We start from the raw sequence: 19,490 nt of genomic DNA on the forward strand, positions 1-19,490 counted from the left end.
GCTCATTACAGTACTCCTAACAAGTAAACCATAGTAAAAACACCAACCCAAACAATATCAAGCAAATGCCAGAAAATTGAAAGACATGTTAAACGTGTTTTATTGTTCTGATCCAAACCACTACGACATAGGTGAAAAAACATCACAATCATCCAAAGCAGACCAACACTTACATGGAGACCGTGAGTACCAACCAAAGCAAAAAATGCTGACCAATAAGCAGATAAAACTTCTCGCCCAAAAAGCTGCGTACCTGTTGTCAAATCAATACCAGCATAAGCGCCAGCATCATAATAATACACCTCACTCAAAAGTTCATGAAATTCATAAATTTCCATCCCAATAAAGCAAGATCCAAGTACAAAGGTTATAGCCATCCATAAACGTACGCCAGCCAAATTACCCTTGTGGGCTTGCACCATTACGAAGCCATAGGTAATTGATGACAACAACAAAATAGCAGTTTCAACCAACACAAAGTTTAAATCAATAAACTCATTGCCTGCTTTACCTCCACCATAAGAAGCAGAAAATACAGCAAAACTTGAAAAAAGCGTCGCAAACACGATCAAGTCCGAAAGGATATAAATCCAAAATCCAAATATCATTACCGAACTATTGTCGTGGTGATGTTCATCCGCGTAAACATTATTCATTGTTACCGCACTCATGCTTTTACTCCTTGTTCTTTAAGAACAGCTGTGAAGGTGTCTTCTGTTTTCTGCACTTCTTCAGCTGGAATATAATAACCATGATGATCGCCCATTAATGAATGGCAAATAATCGTTGCAACAAAGCCAATCACCCCAATCGCAACAAGCCACCAAATATGCCAGACAAGCGCAAAACCCACAATTAATGAGAATAAACCTGCAATAACTCCAGCTGATGTATTTGACGGCATATGGATTTTTGTAAACCCACTCGTTGGACGCTGATAACCATTTTTCTTCATATCCCAATAAGCATCCTCAGCCTGTACTTCTGGAATAATTGCAAAATTATAAGAAGGAGGAGGAGAAGAAGCCAACCATTCAAGCGTACGCGCATTACCCCAAGGATCATTCGGTGTTACTGGCAAGCGCCCCTTATGCTTGATACCATACCAAATTGCCAAAACAACTTGCAGCACAAAACAAAGGATACCAAGAAGAATAATAAAGGCTCCCACTGCAGCAATAACAAACATTGGTTGCCAACTAGGCTCAATATAGTGTTGGAGACGACGCGTAACGCCCATCAAACCAAGTATATAAACCGGGAAGAAAGCAATGTAAAAACCAATAAACCAACACCAGAAAGATGCGATACCTAACATGCGGTTTGGTTTAACACCAAAAACTTTTGGAAACCAAAAAGCCAGACCCCCCAAATAAGCAAAGACAACACCCCCAATAATTGTATGGTGAAAATGAGCCACCAAAAATAGAGAATTATGAAACTGCCAATCAGCAGGCACAATGGACATCAAAACACCTGTCAACCCACCACCAACAAATGTAAACATCATCCCCATACACCAAAGCATAGGAGGCTCAAAGCGAATCCGACCCTTATACATAGTGAGCAACCAATTAAAGACTTTAACACCCGTTGGAATTGCAATAATCATCGTTGCAACGCCAAAGAAAGTATTAACAGCTTCACCACCACCCATTGTAAAGAAATGGTGCCCCCAAACAATAAGTGAAAGAATCAAAATGACCAAAATCGCCCAAACCATTGAGCTATACCCAAAAAGACGTTTTGAAGAAAAGGTGGGTACAATTTCAGAAACAATCCCAAAAGCAGGAACGACTAAAACATAAACTTCAGGGTGACCAAAAATCCAAACATAATTAATCCAAACCATTGGATTGCCACCAGCTGCATTGGTAAAAAAATTCATACCCAAATAACGGTCACCTGCCAACAATGCAAACGCTACAGCTAGAACAGGATAAATAACTATAATAAGAATATTGCTAACAAAAGCTCCCCAACAAAAAACGGGCATCTTCATCAATGTCATCCCGGGAGCGCGCATTTTAATAATAGTTGCAACAAAATTGATTGCCCCCATCGTTGTCGCGATACCAGAAAGCTGAAGTGACCACAAATAATAATCAACACCTGTATCTGGACTACTTTGTAACTCTGAGAAAGGTGGATACATCAACCAACCACCACGACCAAAATTACCAACACCAAGAGATATATTGAGTAGTATTGCTGCTGCAACCGTAATCCAAAATCCTAGATTATTTGCAAACGGAAACGCAACATCACGAGCACCGATTTGAAGAGGTATAAGGTAATTAAAAATACCAAATAAAATTGGTGTCGCCATGAAGAAAATCATAATAACACCATGAGCCGAGAAAATCTGATCAAAATGCTCAGGAGGCAAATAACCTGCTGTTTCATTACCAAGCGCCATAGCCTGATGTGTTCGCATCATAATCGCGTCAGCAAAACCACGCACAAGCATGATAATTCCGAGAACGACGTACATAATACCAATGCGCTTATGATCAACTGTTGTAATCCAATTACGCCAAAGAATTCCCCACCAGCCAAACGCCGTTAAAGCAATAATAGCGACCAAACTAATCACAACAATTGCAATACATGTATGAAGAACAATTGGCTCATGTGTAAGTGCATGAAAAGCACCAGCCGTAGGATCCGTAAATCTTCCAAACATTTCTCACCCCATATCCAATGAATTTTAGTTTTAAAAAACCTTTTTAAAAAAGAGTTTTTTCTCGATTGATGCCTTCTTAAAGAACACCCGGATCAAAAACAGAACAAAGTGTACCCCAAAGTGTCTGAGCGGCAGCACGCTTCATTAAATCTTCATTACATATCGTATTTTCATCAACACACCGGTTAACAATTCGATAATAAAGCCGTTCTTCAACAGGTGCAAAATAACGCACTTCAGCATCTTTTTCTTTCGCAACAACATCACCCATACGAGGTACACTTGAAAGTTGACGATAAGATAAACGATCAAGTTTTTGCCCACTCGCCCGAGCTTTAGCAATCCAATCATCGAAATCCTCTAAAGACACAGAATGCCATTGAAAACGCATACTTGAAAAACCATCACCACTATAGTTCGCCGAGCCCCCGTTGAATATTCCTTGCTCATCAGCCACTAAATGTAATTTAGAATTCATCTGCGGCATAGCATAAAGAACTGTACCAAGTTTTGGCACCCAGAATGCATTAACAGAGTTTTCTGATGTTAACTGCAACAATACTTGACGACCTTCCGGCGCATAAATTTCATTGATCGATGCAACACCATATTCAGGATAAATAAACAACCATTTCCAATCCAGAGCCACAACATCGACCTGCAACGGCTTCTCCTCACCAGCAACATCTACTGGAAGTGGATTTGAAGGTTCAAGCCTAAAAGTGTAATAAGCCGTCAATAAACCTAAAATCGCAACAATAACAATGGGAACACCCCACATAAAAACTTCAATTTTATTTGAGTGCCCCCAATCAGGCAAATAATCTGCCGTTGTGTTCGATGCGCGATATTTAATAGCCAAAAGAACTACCGCAATCATCACTGGAATCACGACACAAAGCATAACAAGAACACATATAACAATTAAAGTAAGCTGTTGACGTGCAATATACCCCCCAGGTTGAAGAACATCTATTTTACAACCGGATAAAAGTAATGCCCCCCCTAAAATAGCAAGCATCTTAATTTGTTCAAAACAGTTTCTCATTCTGACCTGCCTGTTATATGTATTAATAAATTATCATAAAAACAGTAATAGTATTTTTATAAACTATCTTACTCATTTGAAACAAATTATTAAGAAAATGTCAAACACACCTTATCAATATTGTCCAATTTATGCCTTTTTTATACCACATTTCAGCCGCTTAGCAATATAATTAAGTGCAAATAAATATCCCTCACTCCCACACCCGGCAATGACTGCATCTACCCCCATAGAAATATAAGAATGATGACGAAAAGATTCACGCTGATAAATATTTGACAAATGAATCTCCACTATTAACCCTGAAAACATTTTTAATGCATCAAGAATTGCAAGAGATGTATGACTATAAGCAGCTGGATTAATAATCAATCCAGCACTCACTCCAGTTGCTGCTTGTATCCACTCAATTAATTGTCCTTCATAATTACTTTGATGAAATTGCACCGTTATTCCAAGGTTTATTGCATAATTTTTGCAAGAATTTTCAATATCTTCTAAGGTTTCACTGCCATAAATTTCTGGCTCACGTCTTCCAAGAAAATTCAAATTAGGACCATTTAAAACCGTTATAATTGCAGACACAACAAGCCTCTTTTTCTTCAATTATTATCCCATCAAAAACTTTGAATAGGTTTCTTTCTGCAATAAAGCTCCATCTTCAATCTCAAAGAACTCTGCTCGTCCTTTTAAGGAATCAAATAAAATACGATCTGTTCCCGTCATAAATGTCTGACTACCTAAATCATCAAGAATATCAAATAAAGCAGCACGCCGACGAGAATCAAGATGAGCAGCCATTTCATCAAGAAGAAGAATAGGTGTCATATTTGACATCATACCCGTTAAACGCGCATGACATAAAACTAAACCTGTCAACAAAGCTTTCTGTTCACCTGTTGAACAAGATGTTGCAGCTATATTTTTATCCGCATAAAAAACCTGTAAATCTGTACGATGCGGCCCTTCTAATGTTCGCCTAGCAGCATAATCTACCGGGCGATTGCGACGCAATCGTTCTAAAAATTGCTCTTCAACCTCAATTGCTGATGTTGTTCCAAGAGCTTTTTCCAAAAAACCATCAATTTGCAGAAAAGCCCGTGGAAAAAGTGTATAAGACGATGTTTGCTCAGACATATCATTCAAAAGCTGAATAACATCAATCCGTGCAGCTGCAATAGCTGTCGCAAGTTCAGCCATCTGCGCCTCTAAAGCATCAAACCAAGCACAATCTTCATTTCCATCTAAAAACAAACGATTACGCGCGCGCATAGCCTTATCATAATCTGCGATGCGCCGACTATGTAAAGAATCAATAGCCAAAACCATACGATCTAAAAAACGACGTCGATCAAGTGAAGGCCCCATAAAAAGTCCATCCATAGAAGGAGTCAACACACTCACATGGCAATAATCTGTCAAACAATCACACGACTCATGCACACCATTGATATGTACTTTTCGGCTACTATCACCAGTCTCTAAAGTTGTACCAATATGCACTTCACCATAAAGAGCACATTGGAGACGAGCAAATACAACAAATGCAGCCTCTCCACTCTTAGAAAAACTGATATCAGAATAAGCCGCACGCCGTAACCCACGACCAGGAGAAAGAAAAGATAATGCCTCTAAAAGATTAGTTTTACCAGCACCGTTATGACCAGTAAAAACTACATGCTGACCTGATAAATGAACATTGAAAGAGCAATAATTGCGATAATGCGTTAATTTCAGCTGCCTCACTGTTACCTTATGTACACGGCTAGCACTGCACTGCAAAGCGCATTATCCTTAAACACGAATAGGCATCAGCACATAAAGTGCAGCTGCATCATCACTTTCACGAATCAGTGCCGGTGCCCCAGCATCAGCCAACATAAAAACCATTTCATCACTTGTAAGTTGCGCAGCAATATCTAAAAGGTAACGTGAATTAAAGCCTATCTCAAGCGGATCAGATGTGTAATTTGCAATTAATTGATCTTCTGCACTTCCAGAATCAGGATTATTAACCACAAGCTTTAGCTGCCCATTTTCGATTGTTAATTTTACCGCACGACCACGGTCGCTTGAGATTGTTGAAACACGATCAACTGCAGCAGAAAAATCCTGCCGGTTGACAGCCAGCTTTTTATCATTGCACAGAGGAATGACGCGTTGATATTCTGGAAATGTTCCATCAATTAATTTCGATGTCAAAACCACAGACCCAACAGAGAAACGAATCTTTGTTTCTGAGAGTTCTATAGAAACATCAGCCTCAGTTTCTTCGGCAAGAAGTTTTTGTAACTCTCCCACAGCTTTACGAGGAATAATAACACCCGGCATATCCTTAATTTCTGAAGGCGCCTCCATATCAACCTGCGCTAGACGATGACCATCAGTCGCAACTAAACGCAACTTCAAAATACCATCATCAACGACATGAAAATAAATACCATTAAGATAATAACGCGTTTCTTCAGTCGAAATAGCAAATTGCGTACAATCAAATAAGCGCTTTAAATCTGATGCCGACAAAGAAAAACGACAACTAAACTGACCTGGAAGTGACTCTGGAAAATCTACCTTAGGAAGACATTGAAGTTGGAAATTAGCACAACCAGAAACAACAGACATTGTATTTGCTTGATTATTATCAACCTTTAGCACAATCTCACTTCCACTGGAAAGCTTACGAACAATGTCATAAAGCAAATGCGCTGGAACAGTTATTGCTCCTTCCTGCTCAACTTTAGCTAAAGAAGACTCTATAACTTCAAGATCAAGATCTGTTGCTTTTAATTGTACACCATCACCACTTGCGTTAATCAATACATTTGACAAAATAGGAATCGTATTACGACGCTCAACCACACGATGAACACGATTAAGAGACTTTAAAAATTGATTGCGGTCAATTGTAATGTGCATAAAAATCCCCGTTGATAATTTATTTCATAACTATAGGAATTTGCTCAGCCAAAGCACTCGATTCATTTAAAGAATCATAGTTGAAGTTTATTCAACCTCTACTAAAATGGCAATAGGGCATCACACAAGCAAAAATGACTATTTTCACTGAATCTTTCCAACATATCAATAAATAGAATAAAAAATTATCAATGTTATACAGCCTGTTCTCCAATTAGTCGCTTAAGTAACTCAAGTTCTTTAGCTAAAGTTTGATCATCATAAATCAAATCTTCAATTTTGCGTACAGCATGTAAAACTGTTGTATGATCGCGCCCTCCAAAACGACGCCCAATTTCAGGCAACGAGCGAGGCGTCAACACTTTTGCCAAATACATTGCAACTTGCCGTGGCTTAACAACTGTACGTGTTCGGCGATTGGATAATAAATCCTGCTTAGAAACGTTATAATGACGTGCAACCGTACGTTGAATTTCCTCAATTCGAATACGTTTTGGCTCACCTGAACGTGTCAAATGACCTAATAATTCATCAACACGCTCTAAAGACAAATCAGATTCAAAAGACTGACGGAATAAAAGCTGATTAAATGCTCCTTCAATATCGCGCCCTGACCCTAAAATTGTTTTAGCAATATACTCTAAAATATCATTAGAAATTTCAATTGCACTATCATCTTGTCGTGCTACCTTCAATCGTTGCTGCAACATTTTTAGGCGCATTTCATAATCTGGCGCTTCAATTTCAAGAGCAACCCCCCCTTGAAGACGAGACCGAACCCGAAGATCAAGCGATTCCAATTCCGCTGGTGGACGATCTGCAGCCACGATAACCTGCTTTGCACTATCAAGTAACATGTTGAGCAAATGGCAAAATTCGTGCTGAATCGATTTACCCTGTAAAAATTGCATATCATCAATAATTAAAAGATCAATATCGCGAAGCTGTTCTTTAAAAGAAAGAGCATTATTATCACGAATAGCTGTCGCAAAACGCCACATAAAATATTCAGCAGTCAAATAAATAACCCGTGCTGGCGTTAAACGCTTCAAAGCGGCGGCTGCGATAGCTTGAAGCAAATGCGTTTTTCCCAAACCAACTGATGCATGAATAAAAAGAGGATTAAATCGTAACGCACTTTTATGACCCTCCGCAATTGAACGCGCTGCAGCTAAAGCAACACGATTTGAAGCACCCTCAACAAAATTCTCAAAAGTATAACGCGAATCAAGTGGCGAACCAAAGATTCCTGCCTGAGAATTCTTAGTTGAATGCTCCACATAACTCTCAGCTAAAGATGAAGTATTCTGCTCCTCAGAAACTGCAATAACAGAGCTTCCATTTGTTTTGCACATTTCATTTTTTGAAACACGTTTTAAATCACGAACAATAACTTCAACTCGAAGAATCGCTGAATTTTCCTGTTGCCATAAACTGGTTAAAAGAGAACCGTAATGATTATTAATCCATGAACGCAAAAATGCTGTAGGAACAGAAAGTTTCACAAGATTGCGATTATACTCGGAAAGTTTCAAACGACCAAACCAACTGGTATAAGCCTCAACACCAACCCGCACTTTTAATTGCGCCATCACACGTGCAAAAGCAGCTGCACCTTCTTCTTCCAAAATAACTGGACGCTCTCCAAGAGTACTTGTACCACCCATTTCATTTATATTCGTCATTTGATTTATTGCTCTTTCTGTTGACAGGACATCCACCGAAACCCTTTTCAAGGAATTAGCTCTAGAACTCAATTTATCCACCATTTTTTATTCCGATAAAAACTACAATCTTGTCCTGCCAAACAGCTAAATATTTACTTAGCCAAGGCAAGTGCTCCTTTCCCAAAATGAGATGATTCATCCTCCCCTAAGATAGCCTCATTACAACCTGACTAACAAAGATGACCAATAAGATTTATCTTTTACTGATTGTACGATATGCTCTTCAAGATGACAAAACATATCAATAAAGAAACCAAAAAGCTCACTCGAAAACTCGCTTAAGCTAAAGCATTCTTCACCTAACACGCTATAGCATCTAGCTGATGTAAACCTTGTGCATTTTCAATTTCTATTAAAGACCATACAAAACAGAAGAGGTAAAATGCAAGAGGCCAAAATAAAATCAAAAGACCATTAAAATCCGCAATAATTTTGCAATCGTAAAAAACAAATAAGAAAGTTCATTGATTCAACTCACTTTTTCTTTACGAAAAATTTACTACTAATGAAAAAATTCATTCATTAAAAAAAAAATAAAAAAAGCTTGACAAGAAAAGACTCTATCACAATCCACAAGGCTTGTGGATAACTATCTTAACATTATAAATTTATTCTATTTTTTAACAGTAATAACCGTCGTATAGCTTTTATAAAAAAAGCATCATGTTTGAAAATAAATAAAAAAGCCAGCACCTGTTCGGCACTGACTTAATTTAATAAATTAGAAAAAATTTAGGCGCTAAAGGCTTTTAAGCGTTTCGCTAAACACGACACCTTTCGTGCAGCAGTATTCTTATGAAAAACCCCTTTAGAAACCGCACGCATAATTTCAGGTTCAAAATTTTTAAATGCTACTTCTGCAGAAGCTTTATCACCGCTAGCTAAAGCATCATTAAATTTACGAATAAAAGTGCGAACGCGTGAACGGCGGGCCTTATTGATTTGCGTGCGTGCTGCAATCTTGCGCACTGCTTTTTTGGCTGAAAGTGTATTCGCCATCGTATCTTTCTCTTTCAACTAATCAGTAAAAATTAACTCGACAAAATATTTTACTGAAATAAACAAGTCTAAGCTCTAAAGCTGTTCATTATTGATGCTCTTATAACGTAATCTGAAAACAAACGTCAATTAGATTCTCAAAGATGAACCTAAAAATCAGCAACACACCTCTTTGAGACCCTACTTAAACACACTGTTAAACAGATAAATCTTATTTAACCTGCCAAATTACGCAAAACATAGTGCAAAATGCCACCATGATGCAAATAATCTAACTCATCCTCAGTATCAACACGACATAATAATGGTACAGTTTTCACCATTCCATCAGAAAAAGTGATTGTAGCTGTAGTCTTCTGACGAGGTTTCAAATTATCGATTCCTTCAATCGTTATTTGTTCATCTCCTTTTAAACCAAGCGATTGCCAACTTGCACCCGCTTCAAATACAAAAGGAACAATACCCATACCAACAAGATTAGACCGATGAATACGCTCAAAAGATTGAGCAATCACTGCTTTTACGCCAAGAAGATTAGTACCTTTAGCCGCCCAATCACGAGATGACCCGTTGCCATATTCAATACCAGCAAAAATAACGAGTGAAACTCCTTCTTGCTTATATGCCATTGCTGCATCGTAAATTGTTGTTTCCTCTTTGGACGGATAATGAACTGTATAACCTCCTTCACAACCACTTTCTCCCAACATAAAATTACGAATGCGAATGTTAGCAAAGGTCCCACGCATCATAACTTCATGATTTCCACGACGGGTTCCATACTGATTAAAATCAGCCACTTTAACACCATGATCAGTCAAATATTGCCCCGCAGGCGAATCAACCTTAATAGAACCAGCAGGAGAAATATGATCAGTCGTAATTTTATCACCAAACAAACCTAAAATTCGTGCATTTTTAATATCTTCTAACGCACCAGGAACTTTCAGCATACCATCGAAATAAGGCGGATTACGTACATAAGTTGATTGATCATCCCAAGAATAGGTAACACCAGAAGACACTTGGACTTTTTGCCAATTTTCATCTCCCTTAAACACATCTGCATATTTCTCAACAAAAATCTTACGAGTAACATTTTCTTCGATAAATTCTTGTATTTCTTTAGAAGTAGGCCAAATATCTTTTAAGTAAACTGGCTGACCATCCGAACCTCTACCTAGAGGTTCTTTGGTTAAATCTTTGCGTACTGTCCCCATAAGAGCATGCGCTACAACTAACGGTGGTGAAGCCAAATAATTTGCTTGTACATCAGGTGATACACGCCCTTCAAAGTTACGATTACCTGAAAGGACTGCTGAAGTAATTAAACCATTATCGTTTATCGTTTTGGAAATGGCTGGCAGCAAAGGACCAGAGTTCCCGATACATGTCGTGCATCCAAACCCAACTAAGTTAAACCCTAAAGCATCCAAATCTTTCTGAAGACCTGAACTAAGAAGATAAGCTTCAACTACCTGTGAACCAGGCGCAAGAGAAGTCTTAACCCATGGCTTGGTTTTGAGACCTTTTGCCACAGCATTACGTGCCAAAAGGCCAGCAGCAATAAGAACACTTGGATTTGATGTATTCGTACAAGAAGTAATCGCAGCAATCACCACATCTCCATGACCGAGCTCATACTCCTCACCCTCAACCTTATAACGGTTATTTTGCCCAGTAGTTTTCTTATAATCCTGAACCAATGCCATCTCAAAACCTTGGCCCACATCTTCCAATGGAACCCGCCCTTCAGGACGTTTAGGGCCAGCCATAGAAGGCACAATGCTTCCCATATCTAATTCAATTACATCACTAAAAACAGGACCAGACCCTGTTTCATCACGCCACATCCCTTGTGCTTTAGAATAAGCCTCCACCAAAGCAATCCGACTTTCATCGCGCCCTGTCATATTGAGATAGCGTATTGTTTCTTTATCAATTGGGAAAAAACCACAGGTTGCCCCATATTCAGGCGCCATATTCGCAATTGTCGCCCGATCAGCAAGCGTCATATACTCTAAACCAGGACCAAAAAATTCAACAAATTTACCAACAACACCTTTTTGGCGTAAAATTTGTGTTACCCTTAGAACTAAGTCAGTAGCAGTTACACCTTCTTTCAGTTTTCCAGTTAAATGAAAACCAATAACTTCAGGTAATAACATTGAAACTGGCTGCCCCAACATGGCAGCTTCTGCTTCAATACCGCCAACACCCCAACCTAAAACACCCAAACCATTCACCATGGTTGTATGCGAATCAGTCCCCACGCACGTGTCAGGATAAACCGTCTGACAACCATCCCCATCGTTCATCCATACACATTGCGCTAAATATTCTAAATTGACCTGATGACAAATCCCTGTTCTGGGAGGAACAACACGAAAATTTTTAAACGCTTTCTGCCCCCATTTAAGAAAACGATAACGCTCGCCATTGCGCTCATATTCACGCTCAACATTTTTCTTAAATGCCATTGAATTGCCAAAATTATCAACGATAATTGAGTGGTCAATGATGAGGTCAACAGGAATGAGAGGGTTTATTTTTTCAGCGTCTCCTTCCAATTTGACCATAGCATCGCGCATTGCAGCAAGGTCAACAATTGCAGGGACGCCTGTAAAATCTTGCATGAGGACACGTGAGGGGCGATAAGAGATTTCTGCACCAGCACTGCCTTTATCATTCAGCCAATGAGCAATATTTAAAATATTTTCTTTTTTAACTGTACGGCCATCTTCAAATCGTAGCAGATTTTCAAGAAGAACCTTCATGGAAAATGGCAAACGAGAAACACCTTTAAGACCGTTTTTCTCTGCTTCAATCAAGCTATAATAAACGTATTCTTTGCCACCAACATTTAAAGTTTTACGACACTTAAAGCTATCAATTTGAGACATGATTGTTCACCCTTATATTACACATTCACCCATTTCCCGGAATGAACAACACAAACTACAGATATAAATGCAGCTTGAATATGAATGCAGTCACTTCCGCTATCCATTCCCCGCTTTCTTCGGTCAATTCGCAAGCTCGATCCTAAAATCCATTCTACATCGACAACTGATAGAACATACACCTTATAAAACTATTCCTAGAACTATTCTAGATACAATTACATAAAAAACGTGTTTTTTATTTTACAATGTAATAAAAGCTATAGAAATAACAAGAATAACAGGCAATCACATGGTGTTATTAGGTAAAAATCTAGCAGCACGTAGAAATGAAGAAATTTTATTTCAAGGTCTTTCTTTTTGTCTACTCCCACAACAGCTCATGACAATCACAGGCCCAAATGGCATCGGAAAATCGACATTGTTGCGAATCATTGTCGGCCTTCTTGAAGCTGCTGAAGGCCATGTCATTTTTAAAGAACGTACACAGACATATCCTTTAGCTAGTGTATGTCATTATCTCAGTATTCAAAATGCTATGAAATCCTCCTTATCAGTCATTGATAATTTGCAATTTTGGGCAGCATTTTACAGTCAATATCTGCGTACGCCCCATGAAGCCCTTGCAGATGTTGGTCTTTCTGATCTTGGGCACCTACCTTTTCGCGTTTTATCAACTGGGCAAAAAAGACGCGTAGCTATTGCTCGTCTTTTGCTATCTTATCGTCCTGTTTGGATTCTAGATGAACCAACATCTGGCGTTGATAGCCATACCCAAAACATTTTCGCAAATCTTTTTCAAAATCATCTCAACCAAGGCGGCATGATTATTGCTGCAACCCATACACCCCTTGGTCTTCCAGAAAACTATACGATTGCCCTAGAGCATTTTCTACCCTTATAAAGAGAAAGTATAAATGAAAGCATTATTCTGGCGAGATCTTAAATTAACCTTAGAACCACAAGTTTCTTCACTAACAGAGCTCTTATTTTTTATTGCTGTTATTATGATCATTCCTTTTGCCATCGGGCCAGATCCAGATATTCTCGCACGAATAGGTCCAGGTATATTATGGCTTGGTGCTCTTCTAGCTAGCCTACTTAACCTTAATAAACTGTTTCAAATTGATCATGATGATGGCAATCTTGATCAACTTATCCTTGCCGCTCACAGACAAAGCTTAACACTTATTGTTTTTACCAAATGCCTTGCCCATTGGGCAGGCACTATGCTGCCTCTTATTCTTGCTACCCCTATTTTAGCATTTATGCTCCATTTAGATGCTAAAACAACTTTCGCAACGATGCTCACCCTTTTATGTGGAACACCTGCTATCATTTTTATTGGTGCCATTGGTGCAGCATTGGCAACATCATTGCCGCACAGTACTATCCTCACTTTCATTATTATTCTGCCATGGACAATTCCAATCATGATTTTTGGTGTTGCAGCTTCTACAGCCCCAATAATACCAAACATCTTTTTTACTGCCTTGGCTTTTCTTATTGCTTTCTCACTTTTTTTGAGTGTCTTTAGCTCTTTTGTCGCAGCTATAACACTGAAATATTTATTAGAATAATAAAAGATAATTGCTGCAAAACTAAAGTTTGCTTATTATAAACTTATGAATGAATTACCACGTCAAAAAAATACGAAGCTTTTCCTCATAAATTCAACTCGTTTTATGGAAATTAGCAATGCTGTTTTGCCTTGGTTAACTAGTGCAACAGTGCTTTTTCTTATCTTAGGATTAGCTCTTGTTATACATTCTCCCGATGACTATCAACAAGGTATTACTGTTAGGATTATGTATATTCATGTGCCTTTTGCATGGCTATCTACAATTTGCTACATTATGATGAGTGCCGCTGCACTAAGCAGCCTGATTTGGAATAATTGCCTTGCTGATATAGCACTCAAATGTAGTGCTCCCATTGGAGCAATCTTTACAGCTTTAGCCTTAATGACAGGAGCCCTTTGGGGACGCCCCACATGGGGAACATGGTGGGTATGGGATGCTAGATTAACATCAGTTTTAATCTTATTTTTTATTTATCTTGCTATTATCACGCTCGCTCGTGCTTTTGATAACCAAGTAAAAGCTGCACGTGCTACAGCGATTTTAACACTGGTTGGATTAGTTAATATCCCCATTATTAAATTTTCCGTCAATTGGTGGAATACGCTTCATCAATCAGCATCACTTTTACGTTCAGGTGGTACAACAATTGATGGCCCCATGCTATGGCCACTTATAACTATGATGTTTTGTTTTATCCTTCTATTTATCTTATTAAACTTAATGGCCATGCAAAATGAAATTACTCGCCGTCATATTCAAGCACTCCAAACTAAAATAACCCGTCGTACTTAACATTAAAACTTCTTTACCATACCTAACTCAAATAATATGCAAAACAAACTTTTAGCAAATTTTTCTCAGCGCATTGATTTTCTCCTTGGCACTCTTCACCATGAACAAACTGTCATTTTAAGTTACATGCTTTCTGCAATTACTCTGCTTTGTTTTATTGGGCATATTCTCCGTAAAGGAGCCCATCAAAGAAAAATCTTGCAACAACTACAAGCAAAAGAGCTTATTTTGGAAGAAAAATGCGATGAAAACAACTCCATCCAAATGTAAAAAAAGTATATCTTTATCTATTTTATTTGGCCTGCTTGCGCCATTTTTGCTCTTTCTTCTCCTGATCTTACTGCTCTTTAGCTCTATAAAAAACAAACACTCCAACAATCTCTCCATCACCCCAAATATATTAATTGGAAAACAAGCTCCCAAAACTAACCTTCCCTTGTTAAACAAAGACGATTATTTAAATTTAGAACAGTTTAAAGGACGCATAACATTAATTAACTTTTGGGGATCCTGGTGCCCACCCTGCCGTGAAGAACATCCCGTCCTGATGAAAATCGCAAAAGATCATCGTTTTGATCTTATCGGAATTAATTTTAAAGATAACAAAGAAAATGCCAAACGTTTTTTAACCCATTTTGGCAATCCTTTTAAACTTATCGGTTTTGATGTTTCAAACCATACAGCCATTAACTGGGGCGTATATGGACCACCGGAAACCTTTGCTCTGGATAAAGAAAACATCATCATTGCCAGACATATTGGCCCTTTAACATGGCAAATTTATCAAAAAGAAATTCTGCCAAAAATAGAAAAAGCTATAGCTGTCAAAGGATCTTCTAACGATAAATGATTTATTTCACCCAAATAAACAATTTTACTCTTTCGGTGCTTTATTAAGAAATAAAACAAACAAGCAATATTTTTGATTTAAATCATTTCTATATTAGAGTGGACATTTCAGCTTTCTTACGAAACCTTAAAATTAGTTTGTACACACCGTATTAGTTTAGCTTTATTCTCTTGATGTGCACTTTTTATACAAGCACAGACTTTATCTTTCAAATCACTATAACTTGGTTAACACCACAGTTCACTCAGTATTACTCATTCTACCCTATGAACCGTAATCTCAAACAATTCAACCAATCATGTTAATATGCAATAATGGGCTTTATTGCTGTAATATCAAGAATAGCCTCAATTAACATATACAGTTAACAACTAACAAAAAACACCTCTATGAATAAGAAGCAATAAAACTGCTTAACAACTAATAATAATTAAATACGCACAGTTAGTACTTTGATATAGCCACCAAGACTTGCTTGAACTTCCTATTACTTTCGTTTTAGGAGAATTTCTTATCATAAAAGTGCATCAAAAAATGAAAAAGTAAATATCAAACACACCAGTTGAATGATACAATTTAGCCTTAAGAATCAAGAAATACCTACAGATAACAAAACATCCGCGGAATAATGAAACTTTGTCTAAATTTTGTAATGATTTATACACACACTAATGCGTATTATCATTCGAACGAACAACCACGAAAAGTGAAATTTGAACCCTCAAGATTCCAATAAAAATTTCACATCCATTTAAATATATATCTTCACAAAAGATCTCTTTTATAAGATCCAGATTTAAAAAATAATTTTTTACTTTTTTAACTAAAATTCACTTATAAAATATAAATTCTAATATAGGATAATACCTTTAATTATATTCTTACTCGCCGTTTTTCTGATATTGGTTGAAACGCTATTTTGGCATGAAAAGCGCAATAAGGGTTGCCTTCACCAGAATCAGCGCCACAAAAATGAAAATCTGATGACAAAGGATCTCCCACTGGCCATCTACATGTATTTTCACTCAGTTGCAAAAGATTAAGATGACGTGAAATAGGAACAACCACTTTTGATTGCTCTAAAACATCAACTGCCTCCACATCCTCAGCTATAAAATCCATTTTCAAAGCTGTAGCTCCAACACTGCAAGAAATAGCATTTTCTGGAACTACAGAGGATGCAGCACGACGCATTCGTGGTATTGATGAACCAACACCTGTTGATGTTTTTTGTACACGCGATATCACAGGTGTTGTTTTACCACGCCCTGGTAATTTTAGCCGATGCACTTTACCGATCACTGCATTTCTGCTAACCCCACCTAGTTGAGCTGCGATCTGACTTGCACTTAGACCCTCACTCCAAAACTTCTTAAGAAGTTCAACGCGTTCACATGTCCAGCTCATACAAGAACTCCTTTCTGATTATATCATTGAAATGCATTTTTATCGCATTTTCAAATGTCTTAACTTTTTTTTATATTTTAAAATCAAGCGCAAAAAGATCTCTTTTGATCCGTAGATTTACAAACGTAAATACAATTTCGTTTGCTTATTTAGACTATAATATGCACTGACTCTATGACAAGAGCCTTTACCTTCTGAAATGTCTTTTTAAAAAGTTTTCCCCAACTTGCGAATCAATCATAGACAAAATTCTTTCTTTTTCTCCAACCTTTTCATGTAAACATACCTTTTAGAAACCTTAATTGACTTTTTATAAATTGGCGCGATAGTTTATCGATAATTTTGAAGTACCGATTACATTGCATTGATAAGCGTAGCAGTATTTTGTTCATCAGATTGCGGTGCTTAAGAAATAAAGGAAATAATGATGGAAAGCACCTCTACACAATCACTTTATAATAATTATGCTCGACGTAATTTGTGTTTTAAACAAGGCAATGGTGCATGGCTTATTTCCGATAAAGGAGAGCGTTATCTTGATTTTACATCTGGCGTTGCTGTCAATGTTTTAGGATATGCTCACCCAAAACTAATTGATGCTCTTAAAATAGAGGCTGAAAAACTTTGGCATATTTCCAATCTTTTTCAATCACCTGAACAAGAAACACTTGCTACACGTCTTTGTGCAAATAGCTTTGCTGACAAAGTTTTTTTCTGTAACTCTGGTGCAGAAGCATTAGAGTGCGCATTTAAAACTGCACGACATTATCACTACGCAAATGGTCAACCAGAACGTTTTGAAATTATTACTTTTGAAGATGCATTTCATGGCCGTACACTTGCAACGCTTGCTGCTAGCGGACAAAAAAAATATCTTGAAGGTTTTGGCCCTAAAGTAAGTGGTTTTATTCAAGTTCCCTTTGGGGATGAAAAAGCTTTACGTAGTGCCATTAATAAAAATACTGCAGCCATCCTTATTGAGCCCATTCAAGGAGAAGGGGGGCTTCGAGTAGTACCTCTTGAAACTCTAAAGCTTTTACGCAAACTATGTGATGAAAATGGCCTGTTATTGATTTTAGACGAAGTTCAAACTGGTATTGGACGAACAGGTAAACTTTTCGCTTATGAATGGAGTGATATTATACCTGATATTCTCACTCTAGCAAAAGGGCTGGGTGGGGGCTTTCCATTAGGGGCTTGCCTTGCAACAGATAAAGCTGCAAAAAGCATGACACCGGGAACCCATGGTTCAACTTTTGGAGGCAATCTTCTTGGTATGGCTGTTTGCAATAGTGTTCTTGATGTTGTGTCAGAACCTGGTTTTCTTAACCATGTGCAACACGTAGCTCATCAGCTAAAACAAGGGCTTTTAACTATTCTTGAAGCTTATCCTGATGTTATTTGCTCAGTTCAAGGAAAAGGCCTTATGATAGGTGTCCAGTGTATCGTTCCCCAAAATGATGTCATCACTGCATTGGAAAATGAATATATTTTAAGTGTTAGTGCCAGCAATAATTTTGTGCGTTTCTTACCTCCTCTCATCATAACTGAAGAAGAAATACGTGAAGGTCTGCACCGTATTGAAAAAGCAATTGCTCACCTTTCAAATTCATAAAAAAATAAATGTAATCTCATGATAAATGCTCTTTGCTATTTTTTTGACTTATCCATTTTAACCCTGAAAACAGCACGCACTATCATCGATTATGCTGCAATCCTTAAAACAACTTTCAAAGCAGAGCAAAATTCAAAACCCTTTATTAGTAAAACATTAGCAATGATTTTTAAAAATCGTCCGTCCACACGCACTCGCATTTTATTTGATATCGGCATGCGATAGCTTAGTGGAGAAACGCTTATGTTAACTGGTTCACAGATGCAACTCAGTCACAGCAAAATCATTGCTGATACAGCACGAATATTATCGCGTTTTGTAGACATCATTACACTAAGGACTACAGTACACCATCGAATGCTCAAATTAGCACAACATGTCCAAATTCCTGTCATTAATGTCCTCACAGATGATACGCATCCTTGCCAAATTCTAGCAGATATTCTTACTTATGAAGAGCATCGTGGACCAATTTTTAGCAAAATATTTGCTTGGATGGGAAAGAGTAATAATGTTCTTCATTCCTTAATCGAAGCGACAGCTCTTTTTAACTTTCATCTACGCATTGTCATACCCAAAAGCAGCAAACCACAAACAAAATATGTTAAACGGGGTGCTCATATTACACTTACTAACGATCCCCAAAAAGCTGCAGAAAATGCTGATTGCATTATTACCGATACATGGGTTTCCATGGGGCAAGAATTTCGTGCCCGCAATCATTCTATTTTTCAGCCCTATCAAGTCAATGAAGCTTTAATGAAATTAGCAAAACCCAATGCTCTTTTTATGCATTGTCTTCCTGCTCATCGTGGCGAAGAAGTCGTAGATACTGTAATTGATGGACCACATTCTGTCGTTTTTAATGAAGCTGGAAATCGTTTTCATACCCAAAAAGCGATTTTTGCTTGGTGTTTACATGACGCATTTTTCTCTACACAATAACTTACTTAAAATCATAAAA

Annotated in this window: 17 protein-coding genes and 1 pseudogene; 7 read left to right on the forward strand and 11 right to left on the reverse strand. The window is 37.8% G+C overall.

Annotated elements, in window-relative coordinates:
- Nucleotides 1-5: 5 nt before the first annotated feature.
- From J7R05_RS00380 to J7R05_RS00425, 10 genes are all read right to left on the reverse strand, one after another.
- The gene (locus J7R05_RS00380) at nt 6-671 is read right to left on the reverse strand and encodes a cytochrome (ubi)quinol oxidase subunit III (RefSeq protein WP_208540720.1); all 666 of its coding nucleotides are present in this window, start codon (nt 669-671) and stop codon (nt 6-8) included.
- On the reverse strand, nt 668-2,686 hold the full coding sequence (cyoB, locus tag J7R05_RS00385; protein ID WP_208540721.1) for a cytochrome o ubiquinol oxidase subunit I: 2,019 nt from the start codon (nt 2,684-2,686) through the stop codon (nt 668-670). The genes J7R05_RS00380 and cyoB overlap by 4 nt, the downstream gene beginning before the upstream one ends.
- Before the next feature lie 76 nt (nt 2,687-2,762).
- A complete protein-coding gene (cyoA, locus tag J7R05_RS00390) occupies nt 2,763-3,734 on the reverse strand; it encodes a ubiquinol oxidase subunit II (protein WP_208540722.1) in 972 nt (323 codons plus the stop codon).
- Nucleotides 3,735-3,863: 129 nt separating this feature from the next.
- The gene (gene aroQ, locus J7R05_RS00395) at nt 3,864-4,319 is read right to left on the reverse strand and encodes a type II 3-dehydroquinate dehydratase (protein WP_208540723.1); all 456 of its coding nucleotides are present in this window, start codon (nt 4,317-4,319) and stop codon (nt 3,864-3,866) included.
- Between the two features lie 24 nt (nt 4,320-4,343).
- Complete coding sequence (gene recF / locus J7R05_RS00400) at nt 4,344-5,516, reverse strand: DNA replication/repair protein RecF (protein WP_208540724.1); 1,173 nt, start codon at nt 5,514-5,516, stop codon at nt 4,344-4,346.
- A gap of 12 nt (nt 5,517-5,528) precedes the next feature.
- The gene (dnaN, locus tag J7R05_RS00405) at nt 5,529-6,650 is read right to left on the reverse strand and encodes a DNA polymerase III subunit beta (RefSeq protein ID WP_208540725.1); all 1,122 of its coding nucleotides are present in this window, start codon (nt 6,648-6,650) and stop codon (nt 5,529-5,531) included.
- A gap of 194 nt (nt 6,651-6,844) precedes the next feature.
- Nucleotides 6,845-8,419 carry a chromosomal replication initiator protein DnaA gene (gene dnaA / locus J7R05_RS00410; protein ID WP_208540726.1) on the reverse strand — a complete coding sequence of 525 codons (1,575 nt, stop codon included), beginning with the start codon at nt 8,417-8,419 and terminating at the stop codon, nt 6,845-6,847.
- A gap of 690 nt (nt 8,420-9,109) precedes the next feature.
- Entirely contained in the window at nt 9,110-9,376 is a 267-nt protein-coding gene (rpsT, locus tag J7R05_RS00415) for a 30S ribosomal protein S20 (protein ID WP_208540727.1), read from the reverse strand.
- Between the two features lie 215 nt (nt 9,377-9,591).
- Nucleotides 9,592-12,279, reverse strand: a complete 2,688-nt coding sequence (acnA, locus tag J7R05_RS00420) for an aconitate hydratase AcnA (protein ID WP_208540728.1) — start codon at nt 12,277-12,279, stop codon at nt 9,592-9,594.
- 17 nt (nt 12,280-12,296) lie between these two features.
- Complete coding sequence (locus J7R05_RS00425; protein ID WP_208540729.1) at nt 12,297-12,461, reverse strand: hypothetical protein; 165 nt, start codon at nt 12,459-12,461, stop codon at nt 12,297-12,299.
- Between the two features lie 110 nt (nt 12,462-12,571).
- On the opposite strand from J7R05_RS00425, the gene ccmA reads away from it, so the two are divergent.
- From ccmA to J7R05_RS00450, 5 genes are read left to right on the forward strand one after another with little or no spacing between them, the layout of a single operon-like run.
- The gene (gene ccmA, locus J7R05_RS00430; protein ID WP_208540730.1) at nt 12,572-13,183 is read left to right on the forward strand and encodes a heme ABC exporter ATP-binding protein CcmA; all 612 of its coding nucleotides are present in this window, start codon (nt 12,572-12,574) and stop codon (nt 13,181-13,183) included.
- Between the two features lie 13 nt (nt 13,184-13,196).
- Nucleotides 13,197-13,859, forward strand: a complete 663-nt coding sequence (gene ccmB / locus J7R05_RS00435) for a heme exporter protein CcmB (protein WP_208540731.1) — start codon at nt 13,197-13,199, stop codon at nt 13,857-13,859.
- Between the two features lie 45 nt (nt 13,860-13,904).
- Nucleotides 13,905-14,654 (forward strand): heme ABC transporter permease, encoded by a 750-nt coding sequence (locus J7R05_RS00440; RefSeq protein WP_208540732.1) that lies wholly within the window; start codon nt 13,905-13,907, stop codon nt 14,652-14,654.
- Nucleotides 14,655-14,690: 36 nt separating this feature from the next.
- Nucleotides 14,691-14,924 (forward strand): heme exporter protein CcmD, encoded by a 234-nt coding sequence (gene ccmD / locus J7R05_RS00445; protein WP_418214935.1) that lies wholly within the window; start codon nt 14,691-14,693, stop codon nt 14,922-14,924.
- Nucleotides 14,899-15,504: a DsbE family thiol:disulfide interchange protein gene (locus J7R05_RS00450; RefSeq protein WP_208540733.1), complete on the forward strand. Its 606-nt coding sequence runs from the start codon at nt 14,899-14,901 to the stop codon at nt 15,502-15,504. The genes ccmD and J7R05_RS00450 overlap by 26 nt, the downstream gene beginning before the upstream one ends.
- 873 nt (nt 15,505-16,377) lie before the next feature.
- On the opposite strand, the gene J7R05_RS00455 is transcribed toward J7R05_RS00450, so the two are convergent.
- Nucleotides 16,378-16,911, reverse strand: a complete 534-nt coding sequence (locus J7R05_RS00455) for a GcrA family cell cycle regulator (protein ID WP_078689334.1) — start codon at nt 16,909-16,911, stop codon at nt 16,378-16,380.
- A 427-nt stretch (nt 16,912-17,338) separates the two neighbouring features.
- On the opposite strand from J7R05_RS00455, the gene J7R05_RS00460 reads away from it, so the two are divergent.
- Nucleotides 17,339-18,526 carry an aspartate aminotransferase family protein gene (locus tag J7R05_RS00460; protein ID WP_208540971.1) on the forward strand — a complete coding sequence of 396 codons (1,188 nt, stop codon included), beginning with the start codon at nt 17,339-17,341 and terminating at the stop codon, nt 18,524-18,526.
- Nucleotides 18,527-18,544: 18 nt separating this feature from the next.
- Nucleotides 18,545-19,471, forward strand: a pseudogene (argF, locus tag J7R05_RS00465) (ornithine carbamoyltransferase).
- The last annotated feature ends 19 nt before the right edge of the window (nt 19,472-19,490 follow it).

Source organism: Bartonella capreoli (assembly GCF_902813205.1).
Taxonomy (GTDB): Bacteria; Pseudomonadota; Alphaproteobacteria; order Rhizobiales; family Rhizobiaceae; genus Bartonella; species Bartonella schoenbuchensis.

Excerpts from the sequence above, each read along its gene's own strand:
- J7R05_RS00380 (WP_208540720.1), bottom strand. The coding sequence starts at position 671 with ATGAGTGCGGTAACAATGAATAATGTTTACGCGGATGAACATCACCAC.
- cyoB (WP_208540721.1), bottom strand. The coding sequence starts at position 2,686 with ATGTTTGGAAGATTTACGGATCCTACGGCTGGTGCTTTTCATGCACTT.
- cyoA (WP_208540722.1), bottom strand. The coding sequence starts at position 3,734 with ATGAGAAACTGTTTTGAACAAATTAAGATGCTTGCTATTTTAGGGGGG.
- dnaN (WP_208540725.1), bottom strand. The coding sequence starts at position 6,650 with ATGCACATTACAATTGACCGCAATCAATTTTTAAAGTCTCTTAATCGT.
- dnaA (WP_208540726.1), bottom strand. The coding sequence starts at position 8,419 with ATGGTGGATAAATTGAGTTCTAGAGCTAATTCCTTGAAAAGGGTTTCG.
- rpsT (WP_208540727.1), bottom strand. The coding sequence starts at position 9,376 with ATGGCGAATACACTTTCAGCCAAAAAAGCAGTGCGCAAGATTGCAGCA.
- acnA (WP_208540728.1), bottom strand. The coding sequence starts at position 12,279 with ATGTCTCAAATTGATAGCTTTAAGTGTCGTAAAACTTTAAATGTTGGT.
- ccmA (WP_208540730.1), top strand. The coding sequence starts at position 12,572 with ATGGTGTTATTAGGTAAAAATCTAGCAGCACGTAGAAATGAAGAAATT.
- ccmB (WP_208540731.1), top strand. The coding sequence starts at position 13,197 with ATGAAAGCATTATTCTGGCGAGATCTTAAATTAACCTTAGAACCACAA.
- J7R05_RS00440 (WP_208540732.1), top strand. The coding sequence starts at position 13,905 with ATGAATGAATTACCACGTCAAAAAAATACGAAGCTTTTCCTCATAAAT.
- ccmD (WP_418214935.1), top strand. The coding sequence starts at position 14,691 with ATGCAAAACAAACTTTTAGCAAATTTTTCTCAGCGCATTGATTTTCTC.
- J7R05_RS00450 (WP_208540733.1), top strand. The coding sequence starts at position 14,899 with ATGAAAACAACTCCATCCAAATGTAAAAAAAGTATATCTTTATCTATT.
- J7R05_RS00455 (WP_078689334.1), bottom strand. The coding sequence starts at position 16,911 with ATGAGCTGGACATGTGAACGCGTTGAACTTCTTAAGAAGTTTTGGAGT.
- J7R05_RS00460 (WP_208540971.1), top strand. The coding sequence starts at position 17,339 with ATGGAAAGCACCTCTACACAATCACTTTATAATAATTATGCTCGACGT.